The 25883-nt window shown below is 65.4% G+C and carries 22 protein-coding genes; 17 read left to right on the top strand and 5 right to left on the bottom strand.

What is annotated here, in order from left to right; all coding sequences use genetic code 11:
- Positions 1 to 111 precede the first annotated feature (111 nt).
- Together cueR and G7045_RS14195 are read right to left on the bottom strand one after the other, a co-directional pair.
- A complete protein-coding gene (gene cueR / locus G7045_RS14200; protein ID WP_166160227.1) occupies positions 112 to 555 on the bottom strand; it encodes a Cu(I)-responsive transcriptional regulator in 444 nt (147 codons plus the stop codon).
- A complete protein-coding gene (locus tag G7045_RS14195; protein WP_166160226.1) occupies positions 552 to 749 on the bottom strand; it encodes a heavy-metal-associated domain-containing protein in 198 nt (65 codons plus the stop codon). Before G7045_RS14195 ends, cueR begins: the two co-directional genes overlap by 4 nt.
- Before the next feature lie 123 nt (positions 750 to 872).
- Between G7045_RS14195 and G7045_RS14190 the strand changes: the two genes are divergently transcribed.
- A complete protein-coding gene (locus tag G7045_RS14190; protein ID WP_166160225.1) occupies positions 873 to 3137 on the top strand; it encodes a cation-translocating P-type ATPase in 2265 nt (754 codons plus the stop codon).
- 81 nt (positions 3138 to 3218) lie between these two features.
- Positions 3219 to 4829: a methyl-accepting chemotaxis protein gene (locus tag G7045_RS14185; RefSeq protein WP_166160224.1), complete on the top strand. Its 1611-nt coding sequence runs from the start codon at positions 3219 to 3221 to the stop codon at positions 4827 to 4829.
- An 88-nt stretch (positions 4830 to 4917) separates the two neighbouring features.
- On the opposite strand, the gene gstA is transcribed toward G7045_RS14185, so the two are convergent.
- The 3 genes from gstA to G7045_RS14170 are packed head-to-tail and all read right to left on the bottom strand — an operon-like array spanning position 4918 to position 6443.
- Positions 4918 to 5523: a glutathione transferase GstA gene (gene gstA / locus G7045_RS14180; RefSeq protein WP_166160223.1), complete on the bottom strand. Its 606-nt coding sequence runs from the start codon at positions 5521 to 5523 to the stop codon at positions 4918 to 4920.
- 36 nt (positions 5524 to 5559) lie between these two features.
- On the bottom strand, positions 5560 to 5856 hold the full coding sequence (locus tag G7045_RS14175; RefSeq protein WP_166160480.1) for a YkgJ family cysteine cluster protein: 297 nt from the start codon (positions 5854 to 5856) through the stop codon (positions 5560 to 5562).
- A gap of 5 nt (positions 5857 to 5861) precedes the next feature.
- Positions 5862 to 6443 carry an NADPH-dependent FMN reductase gene (locus G7045_RS14170; protein ID WP_166160222.1) on the bottom strand — a complete coding sequence of 194 codons (582 nt, stop codon included), beginning with the start codon at positions 6441 to 6443 and terminating at the stop codon, positions 5862 to 5864.
- Between the two features lie 152 nt (positions 6444 to 6595).
- On the opposite strand from G7045_RS14170, the gene G7045_RS14165 reads away from it, so the two are divergent.
- The 15 genes from G7045_RS14165 (at position 6596) to G7045_RS14095 (ending at position 25836) form a co-directional block, all read left to right on the top strand.
- Positions 6596 to 7894, top strand: coding sequence for a GDSL-type esterase/lipase family protein (locus G7045_RS14165; protein ID WP_166160221.1), 1299 nt, complete (start codon positions 6596 to 6598; stop codon positions 7892 to 7894).
- A gap of 139 nt (positions 7895 to 8033) precedes the next feature.
- Positions 8034 to 10007, top strand: coding sequence for a tRNA uridine-5-carboxymethylaminomethyl(34) synthesis enzyme MnmG (mnmG, locus tag G7045_RS14160; RefSeq protein WP_166160220.1), 1974 nt, complete (start codon positions 8034 to 8036; stop codon positions 10005 to 10007).
- Positions 10004 to 10672, top strand: a complete 669-nt coding sequence (rsmG, locus tag G7045_RS14155) for a 16S rRNA (guanine(527)-N(7))-methyltransferase RsmG (RefSeq protein WP_166160219.1) — start codon at positions 10004 to 10006, stop codon at positions 10670 to 10672. Before mnmG ends, rsmG begins: the two co-directional genes overlap by 4 nt.
- A 48-nt stretch (positions 10673 to 10720) precedes the next feature.
- Entirely contained in the window at positions 10721 to 11506 is a 786-nt protein-coding gene (locus tag G7045_RS14150) for a ParA family protein (protein WP_166160218.1), read from the top strand.
- Between the two features lie 149 nt (positions 11507 to 11655).
- Positions 11656 to 17463 (top strand): IPTL-CTERM sorting domain-containing protein, encoded by a 5808-nt coding sequence (locus G7045_RS14145; protein ID WP_166160217.1) that lies wholly within the window; start codon positions 11656 to 11658, stop codon positions 17461 to 17463.
- 157 nt (positions 17464 to 17620) lie between these two features.
- Positions 17621 to 18175, top strand: a complete 555-nt coding sequence (locus G7045_RS14140; protein ID WP_166160216.1) for an alpha/beta hydrolase — start codon at positions 17621 to 17623, stop codon at positions 18173 to 18175.
- A gap of 2 nt (positions 18176 to 18177) precedes the next feature.
- Positions 18178 to 18798, top strand: a complete 621-nt coding sequence (gene xrtH / locus G7045_RS14135; protein WP_166160215.1) for an exosortase H — start codon at positions 18178 to 18180, stop codon at positions 18796 to 18798.
- 15 nt (positions 18799 to 18813) lie between these two features.
- Positions 18814 to 19458 carry an exosortase H-associated membrane protein gene (locus G7045_RS14130; RefSeq protein WP_166160214.1) on the top strand — a complete coding sequence of 215 codons (645 nt, stop codon included), beginning with the start codon at positions 18814 to 18816 and terminating at the stop codon, positions 19456 to 19458.
- A gap of 6 nt (positions 19459 to 19464) precedes the next feature.
- Positions 19465 to 20385, top strand: coding sequence for a ParB/RepB/Spo0J family partition protein (locus G7045_RS14125; RefSeq protein WP_166160213.1), 921 nt, complete (start codon positions 19465 to 19467; stop codon positions 20383 to 20385).
- A 14-nt stretch (positions 20386 to 20399) separates the two neighbouring features.
- Entirely contained in the window at positions 20400 to 21122 is a 723-nt protein-coding gene (locus G7045_RS14120; protein ID WP_166160212.1) for a class I SAM-dependent methyltransferase, read from the top strand.
- 174 nt (positions 21123 to 21296) lie between these two features.
- Positions 21297 to 22805 carry a COG3014 family protein gene (locus G7045_RS14115; protein WP_166160211.1) on the top strand — a complete coding sequence of 503 codons (1509 nt, stop codon included), beginning with the start codon at positions 21297 to 21299 and terminating at the stop codon, positions 22803 to 22805.
- A gap of 28 nt (positions 22806 to 22833) precedes the next feature.
- Positions 22834 to 23229 (top strand): YcfL family protein, encoded by a 396-nt coding sequence (locus G7045_RS14110; protein ID WP_166160210.1) that lies wholly within the window; start codon positions 22834 to 22836, stop codon positions 23227 to 23229.
- Between the two features lie 40 nt (positions 23230 to 23269).
- On the top strand, positions 23270 to 23881 hold the full coding sequence (gene lpoB / locus G7045_RS14105) for a penicillin-binding protein activator LpoB (RefSeq protein WP_166160209.1): 612 nt from the start codon (positions 23270 to 23272) through the stop codon (positions 23879 to 23881).
- A 17-nt stretch (positions 23882 to 23898) separates the two neighbouring features.
- Entirely contained in the window at positions 23899 to 24855 is a 957-nt protein-coding gene (locus G7045_RS14100; RefSeq protein ID WP_166160208.1) for a hypothetical protein, read from the top strand.
- A 135-nt stretch (positions 24856 to 24990) separates the two neighbouring features.
- The gene (locus G7045_RS14095) at positions 24991 to 25836 is read left to right on the top strand and encodes an alpha/beta hydrolase (protein WP_240919240.1); all 846 of its coding nucleotides are present in this window, start codon (positions 24991 to 24993) and stop codon (positions 25834 to 25836) included.
- Positions 25837 to 25883 lie beyond the last annotated feature (47 nt).

Below are 25883 nucleotides of genomic sequence, written 5' to 3'. Positions count from 1 at the left end.
GGGAACAAGCGCGTGAGTCTGCCACGGGGCGCGCGGGTGCGGGTGGATGCCAAAAAATCAGAGGATTTTTGGCCTCTAGCGCCCTATCCATCAGCGTGAATAGCTATCAAATTAGGAGTATTTTCTGGCCGCCGGCCCCGCCAGGTCGTCCAGGATGGGGCAGTCGGGCCGCTCGTCGCCGTGGCAGCAGCCCACCAGCGCCTGCAGGCTGCGCTGCATGGCCTGCAGGGCGGCGATGCGCTCGGCCAGGCTGGCGATGTGCTGCTGGGCGATTTTTTTGACCTGGCTGCTGGCGCGTGCCTTGTCTTGCCACAGGCCCAGGAGCTGGGCGATTTCTTCCATGGAAAAACCCAGGTCGCGTGCGCGGCGGATGAAGCGCAGCTGGTGCACCTCGGCCTCGGTGTACTGGCGGTAGCCGCTGCCGGTGCGCGCCACGCCGCCGAGCAGGCCCAGGCCCTCGTAGTGGCGCACCATGCGCGCCGACACGCCGGCAAGCCCGGCGGCCTGGCCGATGGTGACGGGCCAGCGCGGCGCAGCAGCGGCGGCAGCCTTCATGCGACGACCTTGTAGCCTTCTTCCTGGATGGCGTTGGCGATGGCTTCGCGGGCGGCGTTGCTCTCGACGGTGACTTGCTTGGTGGCCAGATCGACCTTGACGATGGCCTCGGTATCGACCTCGCGCACGGCGTGCACCACGGCGCGCTCGCAGTGGCCGCAGGTCATGCCTTCGACGGTGAATTGGTATTGCATGGCGGGCTTCCTTTTTTAAGTGAGTACAGGCGGCGATGGTGCGGCTTGACATGGTGGCAAGGTCAAGCGCCTGCCATCTTGCTTGACTTTGACAGGATGTCAAGGTTTAAGCTGCGCACCACCATGACCGATCAAGCCCCTCCCGCACCCACCTCCACCCCTTCTTTGTCCCCCCCCACGCTGGATTTGGGCGTGGGCGGCATGACCTGTGCCAGCTGCGTGGCGCGGGTGGAGCGGGCGCTGAAAAAAGTGCCCGGCGTGCAGGATGCCGCCGTCAACTTGGCGACCGAATCCGTGCACCTGACTTTTGACGCCGCCCAGGCCGACATGGAGCAGCGCGTGCGCCGCGCCGTGCGCAACGCCGGCTACGAGCCGCGCAGCCTGGCCGCGCAAGAGGCCGCGCAGCAGGCCCAGGGCCCCTGGGCCGGGTTTGCGCCCGTGGCCTGGGGCTTGCTGCTGTCCATGCCGCTGGTGCTGCCCATGCTGGGCGACCTGCTGGGCCAGCACTGGATGCTGCCGCCCTGGGCGCAGTGGCTGCTGGCCACGCCGGTGCAGTTCTGGCTGGGCGCGCGCTTTTACAAGGCGGGCTGGCACGCGGCCAAGGCGCTGACGGGCAATATGGATTTGCTGGTGGCGCTGGGCACCAGCGCGGGCTATGGCCTGTCGCTGTGGCTGTGGCTCACGGCCGATGTTTCACATTCGGCCGGCCACGCGCCGCATCTGTACTTTGAGGCTTCCGCCGTGGTCATCACCCTGGTGCTGCTGGGCAAGTGGCTCGAAGCCCGCGCCAAGCGCCAGACGACGGCGGCCATCCGCGCCCTGCACGCGCTGCGCCCGGAGGTGGCGCACCTCATCACCCGCGACGGCGAGGTGGACGTGCCCCTGGCCGAGGTGATGGTGGGCGACCGCCTGGTGGTGCGCCCGGGCGAGCGCATTCCGGTCGATGGCACGCTGCTCGAAGGCCAGACGCAGGTGGACGAATCCATGCTGACGGGCGAGCCCCTGCCCGTGGCGCGCAGTGCTGATGGGCCGGAGGGCAGTCGGCTGACGGGCGGCTCTATCAACGGCGAGGGCCGCATCGTGCTGCAGGTGGGCGCCGTGGGCGCCGAGACGGTGCTGGCGCGCATCATCCGCCTGGTGGAAGACGCGCAGGCGGCCAAGGCGCCCATCCAGCGGCTGGTGGACCAGGTGGCGGCGGTGTTCGTGCCAGTGGTGCTGCTGCTGGCGCTGGCCACGCTGCTCGCCTGGCTGTGGGCTGGCGTGGGCGCGGAGACGGCGCTGATCCGCGCCGTGGCCGTGCTGGTGATTGCCTGCCCCTGCGCGCTGGGGCTGGCCACGCCGGCGGCCATCATGGCCGGCACGGGGGTGGCGGCGCAGCAGGGCGTGCTCATCAAAGACGCCGAGGCGCTGGAGACGGCGCACCGCGTGGACACCGTGGCCTTCGACAAGACCGGCACGCTGACCGTGGGCCGGCCCCGGCTGACCGGGTTTCACGTGGAACAAGGCGTGGATGCCGACGCGCTGCTGGCGCTGCTGGCCAGCGTGCAAAGCGGCAGCGAACACCCGCTGGCGCGCGCCGTGCTGCAGGCGGCGCAAGAGCGCGGCGTGGCTGTGGCCGCCCCCGGCGCCGTGCGCGCCGTGCCGGGCCGGGGCACCGAGGGCGAGGTGGCCGGGCGCCAGCTGCGCGTGGGCAGCCTGCGCTGGATGCAGGAGCTGGGCGTGGAGCTGAGCGCCGACATGGCTGCGCAGGCCCAGGCGCTGCAGGCGCAGGGCGCCACCGTGTCGGCCCTGGCCGAGCAGGACGGCGCTGGCACGCACTTGCGCGCGCTGCTGGCCTTTGGCGACGAGCCCAAACCCGGCGCGCGCGAGGCCATTGCCGCGCTGCACGCGCGCGGCATCCGCTGCGTGATGATCTCGGGCGACAACCGGGGCGCAGCCGAGGCCATGGCGCGCCGCCTGGGCTTGAAGCCCGAGGAGGGCGAGGTGCTGGCCGAGGTGCTGCCCGGTGACAAGGCGGCGGCGGTGCGGCAGTTGCAGCAAGGCGGACGCGTGGTCGCCATGGTGGGCGATGGCGTGAACGACGCACCGGCACTGGCGGCGGCGGATGTCGGCCTGGCCATGGGCAACGGCACCGACGTGGCCATGCAGGCGGCAGGCATCACGCTCATGCGCGGCGACCCGGCGCTGGTGGCTGCGGCGCTGGAGATCTCGCGCCGCACGGTGGCAAAAATCCGGCAGAACCTGTTCTGGGCCTTTGCCTACAACGTCGCCGGCATTCCGCTGGCGGCGCTGGGTTACTTGAACCCCGTGCTGGCGGGCGCGGCCATGGCGCTGAGTTCGGTCAGCGTGATGACGAATGCGCTGCTGCTCAAGAAGTGGAGAGCTTGATTCAACCACTACGGGTACACATGATTTGTCTGGCAAACTGCAACGTTTTGTAGCTGTGCCAAGTTCGGAGAAAGACAGATCATGGACATATTTGCCTTGATGCGCGCCTTCACCATCCGCTTTCGGATGATTGGTGCGATTGTGGTGGTGTTGGTGTTGTTGGGCTTGTTGGGCGGCGCGGGCATGTATGGCATGTTGCGCATCCACGGGTTGAGTGAGGACTTCATTGGCCAGTCTTTTGCCAAAACGGCAGCGCTGGGCGAGTTGCGCGCGGCGCTCGGTGATGTGCGCAAGTATGAAAAAGACATGCTGATTCAGAACCAGCAACCCGAGGCTGTGGCCCAGGCGCACCAGCGTTGGCAGGCAGCGCTGGAGCAGGCGCAGCAGGCGTCGGCGCGCTTTGTCGCCGGGCGTGCGCAGGCGGGCGACAGCGCCACCATGCGCGTGCTGCTGCAAACGCTGGAGGACTATCGCACGCTATGGGCGCCAGTGGCGCAGCAGCTGCTGGCGGGGGGGTATGACAGCGTCCTCGGCGCTTACCGCACGAGCCGGCCGGCGGTGGTCAAGTTCCATGAGAGCGACCAGTTGCTGGTGCAGATTCAGACCCAGTTGCGCCAGGAGGTGGAGCAGGCGGTGCAAGCGCAAAGCGCCGCTGCCAGCCAGACCAAATGGCTGTTTTTGCTGGCGGTGCTCATTACCGTCATCGTGGTCGTGCCGCTGACGCTTTTGAACATGGTGTCGATCTGCCGCCCGCTGGAGCGCGCGCGCCAGATGGCGCAGGCGATTGCGGGCGGCGACCTGTCGCAGCAGCTCGACGTGGTCGGCCGCGACGAGGTGGCCGACCTGCAGCGCGCCCTGGTGCACATGGAGCACAGCCTGGGCAGCATCGTGGCGCAGGTGCGCGAGGCCAGCAGCAGCATCGCCCTGGCCAGTACCGAGATTGCCAGCGGCAACCAGGACTTGTCGGCGCGCACCGAGCAGACGGCCAACCACGCGCAGCAGGCCGTGGCCTCGCTCGCTGAGTTGACGACGACGGTGCAGCAGACGGCGTCTTCCTCGCAGACGGCGAACCAGCTGGCGGCCTCGGCCTCGGGCGAGGCCGGGCGCGGCGGCCAGGTGGTGCAGCAGGCGGTGGGCACGATGCACGAGATTGCCACCTCCAGCCGCAAGATCGGCGACATCATCGGCCTGATCGACTCGATTGCCTTCCAGACCAACATCCTGGCGCTGAACGCAGCGGTGGAGGCTGCGCGCGCTGGTGAATCCGGGCGCGGCTTTGCCGTGGTGGCCGGCGAGGTGCGCCAGCTGGCGCAGCGCAGCGCGCAGGCGGCCAGCGAGATCAAGGGCCTGATCCAGAGCAGCGACCAGGCCGTGGGCGGCGGCGTGCGCCAGGTGGAGGATGCCGGCGGCGTGATGCACGAGGTGGTGGCCAGCGTGCAGCGCGTGGGCGACATCATTGGCGAGATCAGCGCCGCCGCGCGCGAGCAGTCGCAAGGCATTGGCCAGGTGAACGAGGCGGTGGGTGAGATCGACCGCATGACGCAGCAAAACGCCGCCCTGGTCGAGCAATCGGCCGCCGCCGCCGACTCGCTGCGCGACCAGGCGGCGCGCCTGTCGCAACTGGTGAGCCAGTTCCGCCTGGATGCCCACAACCGCGCCTCTGACCTGGGGGCGCTGCGGTTGCCGCGTTGATTTGCTATTAAAAATATAGCTGCTAGCGCTTATCCAATAAGCGCTAGCAGCTTTTTTAATGCTTGGTTTTTAGGGTGTCAACACACTCTTAGATCAAGCCCTCGGCCTTCATGGCGGCCTGCACGGCGGGGCGGGCGGCAATGCGCTCGCGGTAGGCCAGCAGGTTTTTCAGGCCGGAAATATCCACGCCCACGTACTGCCCCCAGCCACTGACGGTGAACAGGTAGGCATCGGCGACAGTAAAGCGCTCGCCCATCAGGTAGGGCGTGTCGGCCAGCTGGCCATCAATCCACTGCAGGAGGCTGAGCAGGCGCTCTTTGACCTGGGGTTTGTAGTCTTCGGGCGTACCGGGAATGAACAGCGGCGTAAAGCTTTTGTGCACCTCGGTGCCGATAAAGGACAGCCACTCTTGCAGACGGTAGCGCGCCAGCGTGCCGTTGGCGGGGGCGAGGTTTTTCTCGGGGACCAGGTCGGCCAGGTATTGCACGATGACCTGGCCTTCGCGCAGGCGCTCGCCGCTGTCGAGTTCGAGCACCGGCACATAGCCCAGGGGGTTGATGGTGTAGAAGTCCGTGCCGTCTTGCAGCTTGTGGCTTTTGGTGCTGGCGAGCACCGGGGTGTAGGCCAGGCCAGCCTCGTGCAGCACGATGTGCGGTGAGAGCGAGCAGGCGCCGGGGGAGTAGTACAGCTTCATGGTGTCGTCCTTGGGTGGAGGCAGAAGACCGCCATCCTATGCCGGCTGCAAGCCCTGCTTGGGTGTGGTGTTTGCAACGCTCGGTTGCGTTAAACGCTCCAATGCAAACAAAGTGTGCAGGGCCTGCGTGCGGGATTGGCCGCACATGGCCGGCTCGGGCTGCAATGAGGCGCAGACCGCCGGGCGCGTCGGTTGGCCAAAAATCAGGCAACGTCCATTGGGCGCGAGCTGTATGCAGGGCACGCCAGCGGGCTTGCCCTGGGGCATTCCGGGAATGGGCGAAGAAATGGAGGGGGCAATGCAGCAGGCGCCGCAGCCAGGGCGGCAGGGCAGGGTGCTCACGGCGTGCTTAATTTTTGTGCAGCCCACAGCACTTGCTCGACCACGCCACGCACCCCGGTTTGGTCGTGGGCGTGCAGCAGGGCGTCCTGGTCGTCAAAGGCATTGGCGGCGGCGCTGACGGCGTAGCCGCGTGGGCTCACCCAGCATTGGGCGTTGAGCAGCAGCGGCGCCAGGTGGCTTTGCGCCCGCAGACCACCGAGGCGGCCATTGGAGGCGCTCAGCATCCCCACCACCTTGCCCGCCAGTGGGCGGCTGCCATCGCTCCAGACGGGGTGGCCGGCCACCGGGCTGGAGAGCCAGTCGATGGTGTTTTTCAGCAGTGCTGGGTAGCTGCCGTTGTACTCGGGTGTGCAGATGATCCAGGCTGGGTGGGCGTCGAACAGTGCTTTCAGGCGCAGCACATCGGCGGGCGTGCCGCGCGCCTCCAGGTCGGCGTTGTACAGGGGGATGTCGTAGTCCGCCAGCTCCAGCACGCTGGCCTGCGCCCCCTGTTGCGCCCCCAGGTTGGCGGCATAGCGTGCCAGACGACGGTTGAAGGACTGTTGGCGGGTACTGCCCGCAAAGACGAGGAGTTTCATGGCGGTTGATTGAAGCACAGGCTGGGGCTACCCCAATGCCCCAATGGCGATAGGGATAGAGCACAACAGGGCGCAAAAAGCGTCCAATGGGCCCCTGGCCGCGTTTCTGGTCGTCAGGCCCGCCAGGCCCGTCAGACCGCCAGGAGGGTGCGATGCAAAATGCTTCAGACCTGTCCCCCGGTGTCGATATTGCTCGGCGCCAATGCTTGCGCTACGCCGCTGGTGTTTGTGCCGGGGGGTGGCTCGGTGGTTGCGGTGGCGGGGGTGGGGGCACTCCAGCGTCCAAGGATTTGCAGCAAGCCGGGGCGTTGGCGTTGCAAGCCTATGGTTCCTGGGCCTCGCCGGTGGAAGACTTGTACGCAGACCTGGGTTTTTTGTATTTTCCTTCTGTCGCGCCGCGTGCTTTGCTGGGGCAGACGCTGCGCCAGGTGGCGCATTTGTCGTTGGGCGGGCAGGGATTGCGCCTGCAGCTATCCAATAGCTATGGCAAAAGCGTGTTGGCGCTGCAGGGGGTGCACGTAGCCCTGTCTTTGGGGGCAGACACCATTGACCCGGCCAGCGACCATGCGGTGCACTTTGCTGGGCAGACCCAGGTGCAGATTGCACCGGGGGCGCTGGCTTGGAGCGACCCCGTGCCACTGGAGGTGGCCGATGGTGCCGATGTGGCGGTGAGTTTGTATCTGCAGCAGGCGGCAGATGGCGCCACGGTGCACCGTTTTCCTCTGGCAACGCAGTATGTGGCGCCGGGGAACGCGCTGCAGGCGGCGCACCTGGCAGAGGCCGCGCCGCATGCTGAGCGCTATTGGCTCAGCGCCATCGACGTGTACCGCCCGCAGCGCTGCCCGGTGCTGGCAACGTTTGGCGATTCCTTGAGTGACGGCGTGGGCTCCAGCCCCGGGGCCAACCACCGCTACCCCGACTATCTGGCCCAGCGCCTGGCGCACCGCGCAGCAGTGGTCAATGCCGGGCTCGCGGGCAACCGTTGGTTGCACGATGCCATCGGGCTGCGTGGCGTAGAGCGTTGGTGGCGCGACGTGCTGGGTATTTCGGGACTGAGCCATGCCATTGTGCAGATGGGGGCGAACGATATTTGCTTTCACCACCACTGGCGCGTCGAGGAAGGGGTGTCGCTCGATGCCCTGTGTGGCGCTATGCGCAGCGCAGTGGTTGCCGGGCGGGAAGTAGGGGTGCAGCTTTATCTTGGGACGTTGGCTCCATTTAAGGGGCACTGGGGTTTTGTGCCCGAGGACGAGGTCATGCGCCAGGCCGTCAATGCCTGGATTCGCCAGGGTGCGCATGGCGCGGAGGTGCTGGACTTTGACGCTGCGCTGCGCGACCCCTCCGACCCGGCGGCCTTGCACCCGGCGTACCGCTGGATTGATGCGCTGCACCTCAACGACCAGGGTTATCAACGGATGGCCGATGTGGTGCCGCTGGCGCGCATCCATTGACCCGCAGCGACGCAGCCTTGGTGTTGGTGGGAAAATACCGGGTTCCCCCTAGGCGAGAACCTCTTGTCAGAGTGCTTGTTTCACGTGAAACAGAGCGCCTGTCTGGAGGCATCGTTGCCCTCAGCAGGAGCTGTTTTACATGTTGTACCCCCAGGAATTTGATGTCATCGTCGTCGGCGGCGGCCATGCCGGCACCGAGGCTGCCCTTGCCAGCGCGCGCATGGGCTGCGCCACGCTGCTGCTCACCCACAACATCGAAACCCTGGGCCAGATGAGCTGCAACCCCAGCATTGGCGGCATTGGCAAGGGGCATTTGGTGAAAGAGGTGGATGCCCTGGGCGGCGCGATGGCGCTGGCGACCGATGAGGCGGGCATTCAGTTTCGCATCCTCAACAGCAGCAAAGGCCCTGCAGTGCGCGCCACGCGGGCGCAGGCCGATCGCGTGCTGTACAAGGCCGCCATTCGCCGCGTGCTGGAGAACCAGCCCAACCTGTGGCTGTTCCAGCAGGCGGTGGACGATTTGATGGTGAAGGGCGACCGCGTGGTGGGCGCCGTCACGCAGATTGGCCTTGCGTTTCGCGCCCGCGCCGTGGTGCTGACGGCGGGCACTTTTTTGGACGGCAAGATTCATGTCGGCCTGAACAACTACCAGGGCGGGCGCGCGGGCGACCCGCCAGCGGTGAGTCTCTCTAGCAGGCTCAAAGAACTGCAACTGCCGCAAGGGCGCCTGAAAACCGGCACGCCGCCGCGCATTGACGGGCGCAGCATCGACTTTTCTCAGTGCGAGGAGCAGCCCGGCGACGGGATACCCGGCGGCGTGAACGCGGGCGCGGTACCGGTGTTCAGCTTCATGGGGCACACGACCATGCACCCGCAGCAAATGCCCTGCTGGATCACGCACACCAACGCGCGCACGCACGAGATCATCCGCAGCGGCTTTGACCGCAGCCCCATGTTCACCGGCAAGATCGAGGGCGTGGGCCCACGCTACTGCCCGAGCGTGGAGGACAAGATCAACCGCTTTGCCGACAAGGACAGCCACCAGATTTTTCTGGAGCCCGAGGGCCTCACCACGCACGAGTTCTACCCCAACGGCATCTCCACCAGCCTGCCGTTCGACATCCAGCTTGCCTTGGTGCGCTCCATGCGTGGGCTGGAAAACGCCCACATCCTGCGCCCGGGCTACGCCATCGAGTACGACTACTTCGACCCGCGTGCGCTCAAAAGCAGCTTTGAAACCAAGCAAATCCAGGGCCTGTTCTTTGCCGGGCAAATCAACGGCACCACCGGCTACGAGGAGGCGGCGGCCCAGGGCCTGTTCGCGGGCCTGAACGCCGCGCTGCAGTGCAAGGGCGAGGCCGCCTGGCTGCCCGCACGCGACGAGGCTTATTTGGGCGTGCTGGTGGACGACCTCATCACCAAGGGCGTGACCGAGCCCTACCGCATGTTCACCAGCCGGGCCGAGTTCCGCCTGCAGCTGCGCGAGGACAACGCCGACATGCGCCTGACCGAAACCGGGCGCCGCCTGGGTCTGGTCGATGATGCGCGCTGGGACGCTTTTTGCCGCAAGCGCGACGCGGTTTCACGTGAAACAGAGCGCCTCAAATCCACCTGGGTGAACCCGCGCATCCTGCCCGCTGCCGAGGCCGAGCGCGTGCTGGGCAAGGCCATAGAGCGCGAATACCACCTGTTCGACCTGCTGCGCCGCCCCGGCGTGGGCTACGAGGCGCTGATGGGCCTGGACGGCGGAAAGTACGCCAGTGGCGATGTTTCACGTGAAACGCTGGGCGAGTTGAGCGCGCCGGTGCTGGAGCAGGTGGAGATTGCCGCCAAATACGCCGGCTACATCGACCGCCAAAAAGACGAGGTGCAGCGCGCCGCGCATTTTGAAAAACTGCGCCTGCCGCCCGACTTGGACTATCTGCAGGTGGCGGCGTTGTCCATTGAGGTGCGGCAAAAACTGCAAAAGCACCGCCCCGAGACGCTGGGCCAGGCCTCGCGCATTTCGGGCGTGACGCCGGCGGCCATCTCGCTGCTGCTGGTGCATTTGAAGAAGGGCGGGTTTGCCGGTTTTGCCAGCGTGAACACCGCTGGCGCACAGGAGGGGGCATGAATACCGCGCCCGCCACCGATCTGCGCGCTGGCCTAGAGGCGGGCCTGGCCGCCCTGGGCCTGCCACTGAGCGCCGCCCAAACTCAGCAACTGCTGGATTTCGCCGCGCTGCTGGCCAAGTGGAACAAGGTTTACAACCTGACGGCGCTGCGCAATCCGCAAGAGATGCTCACGCACCACCTGCTCGACAGCCTGGCTGCGGTGCTGCCCCTGCAGCGCCACCTGGCGCGCCTGCCCACAGCCGCGCCGCGCCTGCTCGATGTGGGCAGCGGCGGCGGCCTGCCGGGCGTGGTGTTTGCCATTTGCTGCCCGCAGCTCGATGTGAGCTGCGTTGATACCGTGGCGAAGAAGGCGGCCTTCATCCAGCAGGCGGCGGCTGCCCTGGGGCTGAAAAACCTGCACGGCATCCATGCGCGGGTGGAAAACCTGGTGGGGCCATTTGACGTGGTGAGCTGCCGCGCCTTTGCCGCGCTGGCGGACTTCACCACCTGGTCGCGTGCGGCGCTGGCGCCGCAGTCGGTGTGGCTGGCGATGAAAGCCAAGCACCCCACCGAAGAAATTGCAGCCCTGGCGCCCGATGTGGAGCTGTTTCACGTGGAACCTTTGACCGTGCCGGGCCTGGATGCCGAGCGCTGCATTTGCTGGCTGCGCCAGCGTGCGCAGTAAACTCGCGCGCAATTTCTCAACCGTTTCTTTCACCATTTCCTGCGCAGCATGGCCAAAATTTTTTGTATCGCCAACCAAAAGGGCGGCGTCGGCAAGACCACCACCACCGTTAACCTTGCCGCCGGTTTGGCCAAGATTGGCCAGCGCGTGCTGCTGGTGGACCTTGATCCGCAGGGCAACGCCACCATGGGCTCGGGGGTCGATAAGCGCAGCCTGGCGCTGTCGGTGTACGACGTGCTGCTGGGCACGGCGGCCGTGAAAGAAGCGGCCGTGCTGTCAGAAAAATGCGGCTACTGGGTTTTGGGCGCCAACCGCGAACTCGCCGGAGCCGAGGTGGAGCTGGTGGAACTGGAGCAGCGCGACAAGCGCCTGAAGGCGGCGCTGGCGGCCGTCGATGCCGATTACGACTTTGTGCTCGTCGATTGCCCGCCGTCGCTTTCCTTGCTCACCCTCAACGGCCTGTGCGCCGCGCACGGCGTGGTCGTGCCCATGCAGTGCGAGTACTTCGCCCTGGAGGGGCTGGCCGACTTGGTCAACACCATCAAGCAGGTGCACGCCAACCTCAACCCCGACCTGCAAATCATCGGCCTGCTGCGCGTCATGTTTGACCCGCGCATGACGCTGCAGCAGCAGGTCAGCGACCAGCTCAACGGCCATTTTGGCGACAAGGTGTTTGCCACCATCATCCCGCGCAACGTGCGCCTGGCCGAGGCCCCGAGCTATGGCCTGCCCGGTGTGGTGTTCGACCCCTCGGCGCGCGGCAGCAAGGCCTTCATCGAGTTTGCGCAGGAGATGGTGGCGCGCGTCAGAAAGGCGTCAGAGAGCGGTGGATGATTGTTAAATTTCGGGAAACCAATCATCATTCAAAATTCGAGTGTTGATAACTATCGTTACCTGCCTTGGCTGATGTTTCCTGGTGCGCGCTGTTTGGGTCTGTGGCCGCAATTACCACTGGGTGTCTTATTAGAAGAGAGGGTTGAAGAATGTCTGTTCGCTATGTCAAACCGTTATCGCGAAGTGGTCTCCGTGTGCTGAAGGGCTTTTTGGCGCTTGTCGGCTTCGTGCCTGGACTGGCCTTGGCGACGGTAACCATCAACCATCAGTTTGGTCCGGCCACCATTGATCAGGGTGATACCTCGACCTACACCATCAAGATTGTCAATGACAGCACGTCTACTGGTTTGACAAACGTTGATGTCACATCTTTGTTGAACTTCGGTGGTGCTGTCCCGGATCCCAAAATTTCCATTGTGGCGCCCGGAATCGTCAGCAATACCTGCGGTGGTACGCTGACTGCTACCCAGGGCACAACCATTGTGCGCCTGGAGGGAGGGGCGGTTGCGGCAGCCACCAGCGCGACCATTCCCGGCGAGTGCGAGATCCGGGTGGCGGTCACTTCCACCACCACGGGCAACCAGATTGTTCCGATTCCGGCCAATACCGATCCGAACGCAACCACAGCGGGTTTCCGCTATGTCGAGAATGGCACCCTAGGTCACAACAGCACTCCGGCCAATGCCACGCTGCTCGTCACTAGTCTGCAGCCTCCGACGGGATCCAAGAATTTTTCGCCGTCGCCGTCCTATGTTGGCCGCGCGACGACACTGACCATTACCCTCACCAATCCCAATGGCGGCAAATCCATGCCGCTGACCAGTTTCACCGATACGCTCCCAGCGGGTATGCAGGTGGCTGCTGCCCCTAACGCCAATGTCGCTTGCACCGGTACAGGATTTGCCAACGGCACCTTTGCACCATCTGCGGGTGCCACGGCCGTCACGCTCACTGGAGCAACCATAGGCAATGGCGGCGTTTGCACCATGACGGTGGATGTGGTTGTTCCAGCCCTGACACCTGCAGGGGCGACCACGCAGACCTTCACCAATTCACTGGCTGCTGGCGCCATTGGCAACACGCGAGGTCTGAGCAGCCCCGCCTTCAGTCGTAATCTGATCGTGAATGCCCCGATGCGGGTCAGCAAGAGCTTCACGCCCGACACCATCCCGGTGGGGCAGACCTCCACCATGCGGATCGTCATCACGAACAATGGTGGCACGGACCTGACGAATACCAGTTTCACGGACACCTTCCCGCACGCCAATCTGCAGACCACGGCCAATCCCACGGTCAGCTGCACGAGTGGAACCCATGGGATAGCAAGTCGCAATACCGGGGTGTCGCCCCAGACCATCAGCCTCTCGGGTGCCACGGTGGCCGCCAATGGCGGCACTTGCACGATCGAGGTGCCGGTCACGGCCACCAGCGAGTCGGATTACACCAACAGTCTGGCTGCTGGCGCGATCACCAATGCACAAGGCATAGGTAGCCCGGCGGCCAACGCCACGCTGCACGCCTACTCACAGCTGCGCATCAACAAGAGTGTTTCTCCGGCCCGCGTGGCGCCGGGCCAGTGGGCCACCTTCTCGGTCACGATCAGCAATTTCGCGTCGGGTGCTGTCACTGGCGCCAGCTTTACCGATTCCCTGCCCGTGGTGGGTGGCCAACCCATGGAACTCGACGGTTCACAGGCGCCGTCTGGCTGCGGCTTTACGTTCAGCAGCTCGGGCTCGAACCCTGTGGTCCTGAGCGGTACGGGTGGCAGCATTCCGGCCGCTTCCGGAACACTGCCAGGCCAGTGCACGGTCACGTTCCGGGCAAGGCCGCCGGCAGGCGCTACCGTGGGCACCACATTCGTCAACTCATTGCCGACGTCGGCGGTGGGCGGTACGGGGCCCGGTGGATCGACCGTCAATACGAACACCGCCGCAGCCAACCTGCCGGTGATCGACGCGGTGGATTTGACCAAGGCCTTCAATCCCACATCCATTGCCGCGGGCCAGACGTCGCAGTTGACCATCACGATCTTCAACCGCACGGTCAATGCGCTCGGGAGCGTCAATCTCACCGACTCGCTTCCCAGCGGTGTGGTGCTTGCGGCTGACCCGGCGGCCAGCACCACCTGTACGGGGGGATCGTTGCAGGCCTTCCCGGGTGCGAGCGAGATCATCCTGGCGGGAGCCACCGTTCCGGTACGGCCCGATGCAGCGCAGCAGGCATCGTGCACCATCACGGCGCGCGTGACCGGCACCGTGCTGGGTACGCATACCAATACGATTGCACCCGGGCAATTTTCGTCTTCGGCAGGGACTATTCCCGGCAGTCGTTCGGCGAACCTGGCGATCACTGCGGGCCTGAGTGCCACCAAGAGCTTCCAACCGACGACGGTCGCGCCGCATGGTGTCTCGCGTGCAACGGTGACCGTGCTCAACCAGACCGCAGGTCAGTTGACGAATGTGTCGATCAACGACACAGGCCTTGCAGGCGGCCTGGTGATTGCCAACCCGGCCAACGCTGCCACCTCTTGCGGCGGTGCGCCCGTGATCACCGCCAACCCCGGCGCCACCAGCGTGCGCCTCGATGGTGCCGTCATGCCGGCGGGTGGCAGTTGTACCCTGTCATTTGACGTTCAGGCCGAAGGCGCTGGTCCGTGGATCAATACCATTCCTGCAGGGAGCATCACGAGCGCCGAGGGGCCCAGCAACAGCCAGGTGGTGGCCGCCACCCTGGGGCAGCAGTCCGCCAGCCTGGCGCTGAACAAGAATTTCAATCCTCTTGTGGTCACCGGCAATCAACCGTCGTTGCTGACGATTGATGTGGTCAATACCTCGGCGGTGCCCATCGACAACGTGGCGTTCTCCGACGTCTTCCCGGCCGGCATCATGGTGTATTCGGCGCCGGATGCACAAACCACTTGTACGGGCGGTACGGTCGCGGCCGTTCCGGGGGGCGGGCAAGTCTCGTTGACAGGTGCTCACCTGGCGGCAGCGGGCAGCTGTACCGTCACGCTCAAGGTGACTTCAGTGGCGTTCCTGAACCTCACCAACACCATCCCCGCAGGCGCAGTGACGAGCAAAGGGGGCTATACCAATGCCACGCCCACCTCGGCCACGCTGACCACGCTGCAGGGCCTTGGGGTATCCAAGGGTTTTGAACCTGCCTACATTGCACCAGCTGCCGTCTCGCGTTTGAAGATCAAGCTGGTCAACACGTTCGACCCCAACATCATCAATCCCACGGTGCTGACCGGTGTGACCTTTACTGATGCACTGCCGTCCGGTTTGGTATTCGCGCCTGCGCCCAATGCCACATCCACCTGTTCTGGTGCTCAGATCAACGTCAACACGGCCACGCAGGCGTTGACACTCACCAACGTCACACTCACGCCAGGCGCCAGTTGCAATGTGGACGTGGATGTCACTGCACCGGGTACCGGGCTGTATCTGAATGAGATTCCAGCCAACACGGTGACGACGGATCAAGGTGTCACGAATCCGGTGCCGGGAACCGCCACGCTGCATGTGGAGAACGTGCCCAGCATTGCGAAGAGTTTCTCGAAGACCGTGGTGAAGATCGGGGAGATCAGCGAACTGGTGGTCACCATCACCAACCCGGCCAGCGTGGCGCTTACTGGTGTGGCGTTGACCGATAACTTGCCGCCGCATGTGGCCGTGGCCAACCCGGCCAATCCCACCACCACCTGCGCAGGTGGCAGCGTCACGGCCTTGCCGGGTGCATCGTCGATCTCGCTGTCGGGTGCGACGGTCCCTGCAACGGGTAGCTGCATCTTCCGGGCTTCGGTGGTCGCCAACGAGGCCGGCACGTTCAAGAACACTATCGGCCAGGGTGCGATCTCCAGCCAGCAGGGGTTGACCAATGGCAACCCCGCAGAGGCTGACCTGCAGGCGCTGGCTCCGCCGCAAGTAAGCAAGAGCTTCACGCCCGCACAGATCGCTTCGGGCGGCACCAGCACCCTGCGCATCCGGCTGGATAACCCCAATGCCACAGCCATCACGCTCACCAGCGCGCTGGTGGATGCACTGCCCGGCAATGTTTTCGTGGCCGCAACGCCCAACATCAATGGCAATCTCGGGACGGGTGCCACGGCATGTCCGGGCACCGTGACGGCAACAGCGGGTGCCATCAACCTCAGTTATGCGAGCGGTGCCACGATCCCGGCGGGTGGTTGCACGATTTCCGTGGACGTCACATCCGCGACGACCGGCAACTATCTCAACACCATCGCTGCCGGCCAGTTGAACACCAGCGCGGGTACCAACCCGGAGCCTGCCCACGCCACCTTGGGCGTGGACAAACCGGCCGCACCCACGGTGGTCAAGGCGTTCAACCCGAGTGCCATCGACCAGGGTGGGATTTCCACGCTGACCATTACGTTGGGCAATCCGAATGCCTCGGCACTGACGTTGGCCAGCCCCATGACTGACAACCTGCCATCCAACGTGGTGGTGGCGGCCACGCCGAATGTGGGGGGCTCCTGCACCGTCGCCAGCGTGACGGCTGCGGCAGGTTCCAGCACGGTGGCCTACGCCTCGGGTGCCCTCATCCCGCCTGCGGGCTGCACGATCACGGTGAATGTCACGTCGAACGTGGCAGGCTCTTACAACAACAACATCCCGGATGGCGGCTTGGTCACCGTCGAGGCAGGCAAAAATCCCACGCCGGCGAACGCAGGGCTGGTGGTGCGCGCACCGGTGAATCCCACGGTGCTCAAGTCCTTCGCGCCCTCGACGATCAATCCTGGCGGGGTGTCGCGCCTGACCATCACGCTGGGCAATGCGAATGCCACGGCAGCGATCCTGACGGTAGACCTGGTGGACAGCTTGCCTGCCCAGGTGAAGGTGGCCACGCCGCCTGCGCTGGGGGGAACCTGTACCGGCGCAACCCAGGCGGCGGCGGGTTCCAGTACGGTGACCTATCCGACCGGTGCCACGATACCGGCCAATGGCTCCTGCACGATCGAGGTGAACGTGACCTCTGCCGTCTCCGGCGGCCCGTATACCAACACCATTGCTGCAGGAGACCTGAAGACCACTCTGGGCAACAACGGCGCACCGGCGAGCGCCAATCTGCTGGTCAATCCAGGGCAACCGCCGAGCGTGAGCAAGAGCTTTGCTCCGACCAGCATCGTGACCGGGAAAGAGTCCACGCTGACCATCTCGCTGGGCAACGGTAATGCGAGCGCCGCCACACTGACTGCGAATCTGGTGGATAACTTGCCTGCCGGGGTGACTGTGGCTGCTGTGCCAGCTGTAGCCGGTACGTGCACGTTGGCCAGCGTGACGGCTTCTGCCGGCGCCACTTCGGTCGCTTACGCTGCCGGCGCAACGATTCCAGCAGGAGGTTGCAGCATTCAGGTGCGTGTAACCTCATCATCGGTCGGAGTCCATGTGAACACGATTGCCGCTGGGGCGTTGCAAACCGATGTGGGCAACAATGCCGTGGCGACGACGGCCAACCTCACGGTGGTGGCCAGTGCTCCTGCAAGCATTGCCTCGATTGCCGGTAACGTCTATCACGATCGCAACGACAACGGTCTGATCGATCCGGGCGAAGAGGGGATTGCAGGCGTGGAAATCCGCCTTACGCAAGGCGGTACCGTGGTGGCCACCACGACGACCGATGCGTCCGGTCATTACAGCTTCACCAATCTGGTACCGGGTACTTACACCGTGGTGGAAGTGCATCCAAGTGGTTGGATTGATGGAAAAGACACAGCCGGCAGTCACGGCGGCACGGTTAGTAACGACGTCATTGCCAATGTGACGCTGGCGGGCGGAGACAATGCCACCAATTACAACTTTGGTGAGCGGCGTCCTCCTACAGGGCCTACTTCCATTCCAACCTTGTCGGAATGGGGCCTGATCATCCTCTCGCTGTTGTTGGCTGCCTTCGCGTTGCGCCGCCTACCGCAGTCCGCCCGTCGCCGCATGTAAGCGCGGCGTGGCCCTTGCCCCGTTCCATCGCCGCCGTGCCCATCAGGGGGCGGCGGCGATGTGTTTTGCACCTGGAGCTCAATACCGCTTCAGAATATTAATAAAACGACCTGTAACGCCCGTCCATCAAGCGCAAACAGCTATAAAATAGATAGCAATGCACTCTTGCCCCGTCTTTTTTCTCCCCGGCTGGCAGAACTCCGGACCGGGCCACTGGCAGACCGAGTGGGAGCAGCATCTGGGTCATGTGCGTGTGGAGCAGCACGACTGGATGCATCCTTTACGTGGTGACTGGAGCGCCCGGTTGGATGAGGTTGTGGCGGATACACCAGAATCGGTGCTGTTGGTCGCCCATGGTCTGGGCTGCATCCTGACGGCCTGGTGGGCGGCGCACAGCCGCCACGCGCACAAGGTGGGCGGTGCGCTGTTGGCGGCTCCCTGCGACGTGGAGCGGCTCGACCTGGCCGTCCGAATTCCCGGCTGGGCACCCATTGCACGCCAGCGTCTGCCGTTTCCCGCAGTACTGGTCGCCAGTCACAACGATCCGTCCTGCAGTTTTGAGCGCGCCCGGCAACTGGCCGCTGATTGGAGCGCGCGCCTGGTGGACGGCGGCGATTGCGGGCACATCAATACCGAATCCTGGTTAGGTGACTGGCCGCAGGGGCAGGCGCTGCTGCGTCAGCTGGCGGATGAGGCGGGGAGCCTGGGCTGATCATGCTGCGTTTCTTTTTGGTATTTCTTGGCTGGCAGCTGTCGCTGTTTGGTATCAACATGCTCAACTGGGTGCAGGGCCACGTGATACTGCCGTGGACGGCCCTGCTGGCGCGTGTCTGTGCGCACCTGGTAATGTGGTTTGACGCCACGGCGTCGGCGTCGGGCAAGGTGCTCTGGAATACGGTTACGGGGTTCGGCGTGTCGATAGAACCGGGGTGCAACGGTATTGAAGCCTGCATCGTGCTTTTTGCTGCAGTCATGGCCTACCCATCGAGCTGGTGGCAGAAGGCGTATGGGATCGCCATTGGTTTTTTGGCTATTCAGGGCCTGAATGTGCTGCGCGTCATCAGCCTTTTTTATCTTGGGCAGTGGAACACCGACGTTTTCAACTTTGCCCACGAATACCTGTGGCAGGGACTGATCATGCTTGATGTTCTGGTAGTCTGGCTGCTCTGGGTACGCGCCGTGGCAAGGAGCGAGCCGCAGGGGGGCGGTCCGTCCGATCCATCCTCGCCTGCGCCCCCGCCCCCGCCTCCGCCTCCGCCTCCGCCTGTGCCTGTGCCGCGCGGCGATGGTGATCGCGGCAGAATCAGCGATTCCCTGGATCTGACCCCCGGCTGACGCCGGTGCCCTCCAATGGCTGACGACAACCTGCAAACCCCGGCCCGGCAGGGCCGCACAACCGTGGTGGTGCGCTTTGCGCTGTGCGCCGTTGGGGGCTTCATCGTCCTGATGCTGCTGTGGATCAAGGCGTCTCCGTGGCTGTCCTATCCCGTTGCGGCGCTCTCTCACGTGGCGCTGGAACAATCGGCGCCGATGTGGGTGCGCACGATCAGTAAAAAACCCGGAAAGATAGAAGTCGATACGGCGGTGGAAATCGTTGTCCCCAATACGGGCGGGCGCCGTGCGCAGGTGCTGCTCGAAGCCGATCCTGGCCGGTATGCCTTCGGCCTGCCGATGCTGGGTGCGTTGCTGTTCGCAGCATGGGCCGTCAGGCGCGCGCCCGGGCGCATGTGGCGCATGGGGCTGGGGTATTTGATACTTTTGCCGCTGCAGAGCTTCAGTCTGGTGATGTATCTGCTGATGCAGCTGCTCAACGCCAGCGGGTTCGACGTTAGAACGCTGAGGATTGAGCCGTGGCAAACGGAAGCCATTGTTTACGGTTACCAGGTGGGTGTGCTGGTCGTGCCGACCCTTGCGCCGGTACTTGTCTGGTTATTAATTGATCGCGAATTTTTTAGCGAGATCGCACACGACTGGAAAAAGTCCTGGAAGGATTGAGAATACATGGTCACAAAAAAACCAAAAGGCCTGGGCCTGGGCCTGGAAGCCCTGCTCGGCCCCAAGGTGCAACCCCTGCAAGAGCAGGCGCAGGCGGCGCAGGCCGGCCTGCCCAGCAGCCTGCCGCTGGCGCAGCTGGTGCCCGGCATGTACCAGCCGCGCACGCGCATGGACGAGGGCGCGCTCTACGAGCTGGCCGAGTCGATCAAGGCGCAGGGCGTGATGCAGCCCATCCTGGTGCGCCCGCTGGCCGAGGGCGAACATGCCGGCAAGTACGAAATCATTGCGGGCGAACGGCGCTTTCGGGCCTCGCGCCTGGCTGGGCTGGAGCAGGTGCCGGTGCTGGTGCGCAACGTGCCCAACGAAGCCGCCGCCGCCATGGCGCTGATCGAGAACATCCAGCGCGAGGACTTGAACCCGCTCGAAGAAGCGCAGGGCCTGCAGCGCCTGGTGCGTGAATTTGGCCTCACGCACGAGCAGGCGGCGCAGGCCGTTGGCCGCTCGCGCAGCGCGGCGAGCAATCTGCTGCGCCTCTTGAACCTGGCCGAGCCGGTGCAGACCATGCTCATGGCGGGCGACTTGGACATGGGCCACGCGCGCGCGCTGCTCACGCTTGACCGCGCGGCGCAGATCACGGCGGGCAACCAGATTGCTGCCAAAAAACTCTCGGTGCGCGAGGCCGAGGGCCTGGTCAAAAAACTCGGCCAGGCAACAGCGGCGCCGAAGAAGGCGGCGCAAAAATCGGGCGACCTGCGCCGGGTGGAAGAAGAGCTGGCCGACCTGCTCATGGCCGAGGTTGAAGTGCGGGTGAAAAAACGCACCAAGCGCGCCGGCCGCGTCGAGGAAATGGGCGAGCTGGCCATTTCCTTTGGCTCGCTTGACGAACTCAACGGCCTGATCGAGCGCCTGCGCGGCGACGCGCACTAAGGCGTTGGCACCCCATGCGCCTGCCCTGGCCCTTGCCCGCGCTCCTGGCCTGGGGGCTGTGCTGGGTCTTGTTTGCCCTGCTGCAGCCGCGTTGGGGCCAGGGGCCGGCGCTGCTCGCCGCCTGTCTGCTGGGCACGCTCGCCAGCCTGGCGGGTGCGCGCTGGTGGCGGCGCGTGTTCATTGCTGCAGGCTTTCCGCTGGCGCTGCTGCTGTCGGGCGCGGTGGCCTTGCCGGCCTGGGCCTGGCTGCTGGCCTTGTTGGCCTTGCTGGCGGTGTACCCGCTCAACGCCTGGCGCGATGCGCCGCTGTTTCCCACGCCGGAAGGTGCCCTGCAGGGCCTGGCAGCGGCGGCGCCGCTCGCTGCTGGCGCGCGTGTGCTCGATGCCGGCTGCGGCCTGGGCCACGGCCTGCGGGCGCTGCGCGCGGCTTACCCGCAGGCGCAGATCGAGGGCCTGGAGTGGAGCTGGCCGCTGGCCGGCCTGTGCGCGCTGCGCTGCCCCTGGGCCCGGGTGCGCCGGGGCGATATCTGGGCCGCCGACTGGAGCGCTTACCAGTTGGTGTACGTGTTCCAGCGCCCGGAGAGCATGTCGCGCGTGCGCATTAAGTGCGGGGAAATGGCGCCCGGTAGTTATTTGGTGAGTTTGGAATTTGCCCTGCCCGATACCCCAGCGAGCGCGCAGACCGTGGGCCGCGATGGCCGGCCCCTGTGGATTTACCGCTTGCCGCTGGCAGATTAAAAACTGCCGGGTCAGTAAAAACCACAAGGGGTTTTGGTACATTTAGCCCCGGTTTTTGAGGCTGGCACACCCTATATCGACACAGGCCACAGCATGGACTGCAAAAGAGCCGAAGGTTGAGTGGAGGCGCCAGGTTGGTTCCTGATATCACCTGGAAAAGAGAGAGACACACCCATGCACCGCATTTCCGTCTTGCGCCCGCGCTTGCTCAGCGCCCTGGCGCTGAGTGCTTTCCTGGCCGGCTGCGCCAGTATGCAAAGCCACGACAAACTCGCCACCGAAGTGCAGACATCGAGCCGCGCCGAAGGCATCCCTGCCGCCCTGGCGCGCCTCGATGCCACGGCCACCTCCGAGGACGACAAGAAGGCGCTGCTCTACAACCTCGAACGCGGTGAGCTGCTGCGCCTGGACAACCGCTACGAAGACAGCAACGGCTCTTTCCTGGTGGCCGACGAGCGCGTCAAGGAGTGGGAAGACAAGGCCAAGACCGACCCGAGCAAGCTCATGGGCATGGCCGGCGCGGCCTTGATCAGCGAGCGCCTCAAGGGTTATGAGGGCCAGGATTATGAAAAAGTCTTTCTGACCACGCGCCTGGCGCTCAACCGCGTGGCGCTGGGCGATTTGGAAAATGCCCGCGTCGAGATTAAGCGCACGCATGAGCGCGAGGCCGTGATTGCCGAATTCCGCGCCAAGGAATTGGTCGCCGCTGAAGAAGAAGCGCAATCGAAGGGCGCCGCCAAGGGCGGCAAGGAAATCAACGGCTACCCGGTTGAAACCCTGAACGACCCCGAAGTGCTGGCGCTGAAAAACGGTTATTCCAACGCCCTGAGCCATTACCTCTCGGGCTTTTTGTACGAAGTGATGAATGAATCGGGCCTGGCCGCGCCCGGCTATCGCAAGGCCATCGAGCTCAAGCCCGACACCCCGGTGCTCGAAGAAGGGCTGGGCGGCCTGGACAAGCGCAGCAGCTTCACCTGGAAGCGCAAGCAGCGCATGACCGACGTGCTGTTCCTGGTGGAAGCGGGCGATGCCCCGGCGCGCAAGCCCAAGGCCTTCACCCTGCCCGTGCCCACGGGCAATGGCGTGGTTACGGCCAGCATCTCCTACCCCATCATCGAGCCGTCCAAAGATGCGCTGCTGACGCAGCTGTCGGCAGCGGAGCAGAACTTCAAGCTCGAACGCGTGGTGGACGTCAACGTCATGGCGCGCCGTGCGCTCAAGGACGAAATGCCCGGCATGGTGCTGCGCGGCGTGACCCGCGCCGTGGTCAAGGGCGTGGTGCAGGACCAGCTGCAAAAGAACGCCGGCATTTTGGGTGCTGTCATCGGCGCCGTGGCCTCGGTCGCCACCGAGCAGGCCGACGACCGCATGTGGCGCATGTTGCCCGGGCGCATCTATATTGCGCGCGGCTACCTGCCGCCGGGCGAGCACCAGATCAGCATCGACGGCAAGCAAATCCAGGCGCCCATCACCATCGACGGCCAGTACGCCCTGGTGCCGCTGCGCCTGTATGGCGACCGCGTGCTCGTCGGCCAGGTGGCCGTGATGGGTCAGCTCGCCCCCGCGCCGGCAGTGGCGCCGGCGTCGGCCAAGGACAGCGAGGCCAAGCCGGCCGCGCGCCCGGCCAAGGGCGCCAAGTCTGCCAAGGCGGCCAAGGCCCAGACGGCCCCGGCTGCACAGTAAACCGTGATTTGATCCGAGGAGCGTTTAGATGAACTTTCGTCCCCTGCTTGCCGCCGGCCTGATGGCGGCCTGCGCCCTGGCTGCCGCCCCGGCCCTGGCGCAGCACGATCCGGCCACGCCGCCGGCGGTCGCCGCCAAGGTGGCGCTGCGCGGCGAGGCCAATGGCATCGCCGTGCGCGAAATGCGCCTGGTGCGCAAGAACGACATCCTGGTGGTGCAGGCCGACCTGAGCAACGTCGGCCGCACCGACCGCACGGTGTTTTACCGCTTCAAGTGGCTCGACAGCGTCGGCAACCAGGTCGGCGATGGCGAATCCTGGAAGCAGCTGCGCGTGCTTGGCCTGGGCGAGCAGACCGTCAAGAGCGTGGCGCCCAGCGGCGCTGCCGTGGATCTGCGCCTGGAAATGAACGTTGAATCGCGCTGATCCGCAGCGCCCCCCGCAAGAGAAAGAGAGAGAGCACACCATGCAAACCACCGCTGTGCGCCGCGCCCTGGCTTTGGCCCTGGCCGCTGGCACCCTGGCCCTGACGGCCTGTACCAACCTGTCTTCCCCCGTGGTGCGTTTTGACCGCCAGGTGGACTACGGCGATGCCAAGGCAGTCGAGCTCGTGACCAACGAATTCGGCTCCACCGACCTGCAGATGATTGCCGAGAAGATGACCGGCAGCTTGCTCGAAACCGGCATCTTCCAGGGCCGCCCGACGGTGACCATCGCCGGCGTGAAGAACAAGACCAGCGAGTACATCGACACCACCAACGTCATGAACTCGATCCAGACCACCCTGGTCAAGTCCGGCAAGGTGCGCTTCACGCGCTCGATCAACGAGATGCAGCAGGGCGTCGATGAGCTGCAGCGCCAGAACCAAAGCGGCCTGTACAAGCAGAACACCACCGCCAAGGTCGGCCAGATGACGGCGGCCAAGTACCAGCTCGAAGGCGAGCTCACCAGCATCGTCAAGCAAAGCAGCAGCACCAAGGACGTGTTCTACAAGTTCACGCTCAAGCTGTTCGACGTGCAAGAGGGCACCATCGAATGGCAGGACGAAAAAGAAATCCGCAAGACCAGCAAACGCTGACCCCCGGGAGCCGTTTTATGCAACGCAGAACCACCCTCGCCCTGCTCGCCGCCACTGCCCTGGCATGGGGCGCCGGCGCGCAGGCGCAGCAAGCCGGCGCCGCGCCGCGCATCGCCGTCACCAACCTGGCGTACGCGCAGCAGGTGTCGGAATACTTTGAAGTCGGCCAGTACCAGCGCAGCAGCCAGATGAGCGCGCAGGGCAGCCATAGCAGCGGCGGCAGCCACAGCATGTATGGCGGCTCGCACTCGGCCTCGGGCCAGCAGTCCATGCAGGCGAGCGAGCAGGCCAGCGGCACCTATGTGTCCGGGCGCTACAGCTACATCGAGCAGCGCGACCTCTCTGGCTACACCAACGACATCAAGGGCGCCATCCTGCAGGGCACCTTCTTCCGTCTGGTGCAGGGCAAGGAGTTTGACGCCGGCGCGCCGCAGGCGAGCAAGGCCGAGCAGGTGCTCAACCAGGTGCAAAGCGGGCGTATGCACACGCCGCGCAAGCAGCCCTCGGTGACCGACGTCATCGCGCGCATCAAGAAGGGCGAGTTCAACGGCGCCGACTACGTGCTCTTTGGCTCCGTCAGCTCCATCGACTTCACCGATGCGCTCTCGCCGCTGCAAGGCAGCAGCAGCGCCACGCGCCAGTACGGCCTGCAGCTGCTGGCCGACTTCTCGCTCATCAACACCAAGACCTTTGAGATCAAGGCAGCGTTCTCGGCCCAGGGCCAGGGCAACGACACCAAGATCCTGTCGGTGCGCGGCGACATCGCGCCGCCCAACCGCGCCAAGGTCATGCGCGAGACCTCGCTCTCGCTGGCGCAAGACGTGTACCAGCAGCTGACGCAGCAGCTCGGCCTGAGCGACCCCAACCTGGCCCGGGGCGTGCGCCCCGAGGGCGCGGGCGGCCACATCCACGGCCAGCCCATGCCGGTGCAGCAGCCCCAGCCGCAGCCCGAGCAGGTGCTGATCCTCAAGTGATCGCATGACCCGGTGATCTTGTTGATGCGCCATTGCCGATGGCACCAGGCCAGCCGCGTGCTGGCCTTTTTTTGCGCTTTTTTTTGCGCCTGTTGGGGGGCCTTATGGGGCCCGGCGGCGCAGGCGCAGCCGGCCATGGCGCCGGGCTGGATGCTGCAGCCGCTGCCCGCGCCCGGCGGCGCGCAGCTGCTGGCCCTTGAACGCGCGCCGGTGCTGGCGCCGCTGCGCTACCGCGTCATTGCCATCCCCGGCTCGGGCTGCGCCGGCATGGGCACTTTTGCGCCGCGCTACTTTGCCGGCCTGCAGCACGCGCAGCTGCTGGTGCTGCACAAGCCCGGCGTCGATCCCTGGGCGCGCACGCCAGCGGCCGACTGCCCGCCGGACTTCGTGCAGCGCGATGCGCTCTCGGCCTGGCGGGCGGCGGCGCAGCAGGCGCTCACCGCCTGGCTGGCGCAGCAGCCAGCGCTGCCGACCTGGCTGCTGGGCATTTCCGAAGGCGCGGAGCTGCTCGCTGACCTGGCGCCGCAGCTGCCGCACCTGGCCGGGCTGGTGTTGATTGGCGCCAGCGGCCTCGATCCGCAAGAAGCCGGCGCCCTGCAGGCCGCGCGCCTGGGCCAGCAGGCGGCCTGGCAGGCGCTGGCGCGGGCCCAGGCCGGGGAGGCGCCGGACCACACCGTCGTGCAAGGGCGCAGCCTGCGCTACTGGCGCGACCTGTGGCAGTGGCGCCTGGCGCAGCCGCTGCGCGATGGCCCCTGGCCGCTGCTGCAGGTGTGGGGCGGGGCCGACGCCCTGGTGCCCGAGGCCGCCTACCAACGTTTTGCCGCCCGCACCCGCCAGCGCAGCGCGCCGTACTGCGCCCTGCGCCTGGCCGGCGCCGACCACGGCCTGCAAGGCCCGGCGCCAGGGCAGGACGGCTTGCCCCAGGTCTGGGCCCTGCTGGAGCAGGCAGCGCGCACACAGGGGCAGATCGACTGCCCTTGATGCTATCAAAAAAATAGCTACTAGCGCTTGATAGACATGCCCTAGAG

It is taken from the genome of Acidovorax sp. HDW3 (genome assembly GCF_011303755.1).
Classification (GTDB): Bacteria; Pseudomonadota; Gammaproteobacteria; order Burkholderiales; family Burkholderiaceae_C; genus Paenacidovorax.
Note: the sequence above shows the minus strand (reverse complement) of the source record. Positions and strands in the feature narration are given on the sequence as shown.

What these genes read in the sequence shown, in the direction of transcription:
- cueR (WP_166160227.1), bottom strand. Translation starts at nt 555, where the DNA reads ATGAAGGCTGCCGCCGCTGCTGCGCCGCGCTGGCCCGTCACCATCGGC.
- G7045_RS14195 (WP_166160226.1), bottom strand. Translation starts at nt 749, where the DNA reads ATGCAATACCAATTCACCGTCGAAGGCATGACCTGCGGCCACTGCGAG.
- G7045_RS14190 (WP_166160225.1), top strand. Translation starts at nt 873, where the DNA reads ATGACCGATCAAGCCCCTCCCGCACCCACCTCCACCCCTTCTTTGTCC.
- G7045_RS14185 (WP_166160224.1), top strand. Translation starts at nt 3,219, where the DNA reads ATGGACATATTTGCCTTGATGCGCGCCTTCACCATCCGCTTTCGGATG.
- gstA (WP_166160223.1), bottom strand. Translation starts at nt 5,523, where the DNA reads ATGAAGCTGTACTACTCCCCCGGCGCCTGCTCGCTCTCACCGCACATC.
- G7045_RS14170 (WP_166160222.1), bottom strand. Translation starts at nt 6,443, where the DNA reads ATGAAACTCCTCGTCTTTGCGGGCAGTACCCGCCAACAGTCCTTCAAC.
- G7045_RS14165 (WP_166160221.1), top strand. Translation starts at nt 6,596, where the DNA reads ATGCAAAATGCTTCAGACCTGTCCCCCGGTGTCGATATTGCTCGGCGC.
- mnmG (WP_166160220.1), top strand. Translation starts at nt 8,034, where the DNA reads ATGTTGTACCCCCAGGAATTTGATGTCATCGTCGTCGGCGGCGGCCAT.
- rsmG (WP_166160219.1), top strand. Translation starts at nt 10,004, where the DNA reads ATGAATACCGCGCCCGCCACCGATCTGCGCGCTGGCCTAGAGGCGGGC.
- G7045_RS14150 (WP_166160218.1), top strand. Translation starts at nt 10,721, where the DNA reads ATGGCCAAAATTTTTTGTATCGCCAACCAAAAGGGCGGCGTCGGCAAG.
- G7045_RS14145 (WP_166160217.1), top strand. Translation starts at nt 11,656, where the DNA reads ATGTCTGTTCGCTATGTCAAACCGTTATCGCGAAGTGGTCTCCGTGTG.
- G7045_RS14140 (WP_166160216.1), top strand. Translation starts at nt 17,621, where the DNA reads ATGCACTCTTGCCCCGTCTTTTTTCTCCCCGGCTGGCAGAACTCCGGA.
- xrtH (WP_166160215.1), top strand. Translation starts at nt 18,178, where the DNA reads ATGCTGCGTTTCTTTTTGGTATTTCTTGGCTGGCAGCTGTCGCTGTTT.
- G7045_RS14130 (WP_166160214.1), top strand. Translation starts at nt 18,814, where the DNA reads ATGGCTGACGACAACCTGCAAACCCCGGCCCGGCAGGGCCGCACAACC.
- G7045_RS14125 (WP_166160213.1), top strand. Translation starts at nt 19,465, where the DNA reads ATGGTCACAAAAAAACCAAAAGGCCTGGGCCTGGGCCTGGAAGCCCTG.
- G7045_RS14120 (WP_166160212.1), top strand. Translation starts at nt 20,400, where the DNA reads ATGCGCCTGCCCTGGCCCTTGCCCGCGCTCCTGGCCTGGGGGCTGTGC.
- G7045_RS14115 (WP_166160211.1), top strand. Translation starts at nt 21,297, where the DNA reads ATGCACCGCATTTCCGTCTTGCGCCCGCGCTTGCTCAGCGCCCTGGCG.
- G7045_RS14110 (WP_166160210.1), top strand. Translation starts at nt 22,834, where the DNA reads ATGAACTTTCGTCCCCTGCTTGCCGCCGGCCTGATGGCGGCCTGCGCC.
- lpoB (WP_166160209.1), top strand. Translation starts at nt 23,270, where the DNA reads ATGCAAACCACCGCTGTGCGCCGCGCCCTGGCTTTGGCCCTGGCCGCT.
- G7045_RS14100 (WP_166160208.1), top strand. Translation starts at nt 23,899, where the DNA reads ATGCAACGCAGAACCACCCTCGCCCTGCTCGCCGCCACTGCCCTGGCA.
- G7045_RS14095 (WP_240919240.1), top strand. Translation starts at nt 24,991, where the DNA reads ATGGCGCCGGGCTGGATGCTGCAGCCGCTGCCCGCGCCCGGCGGCGCG.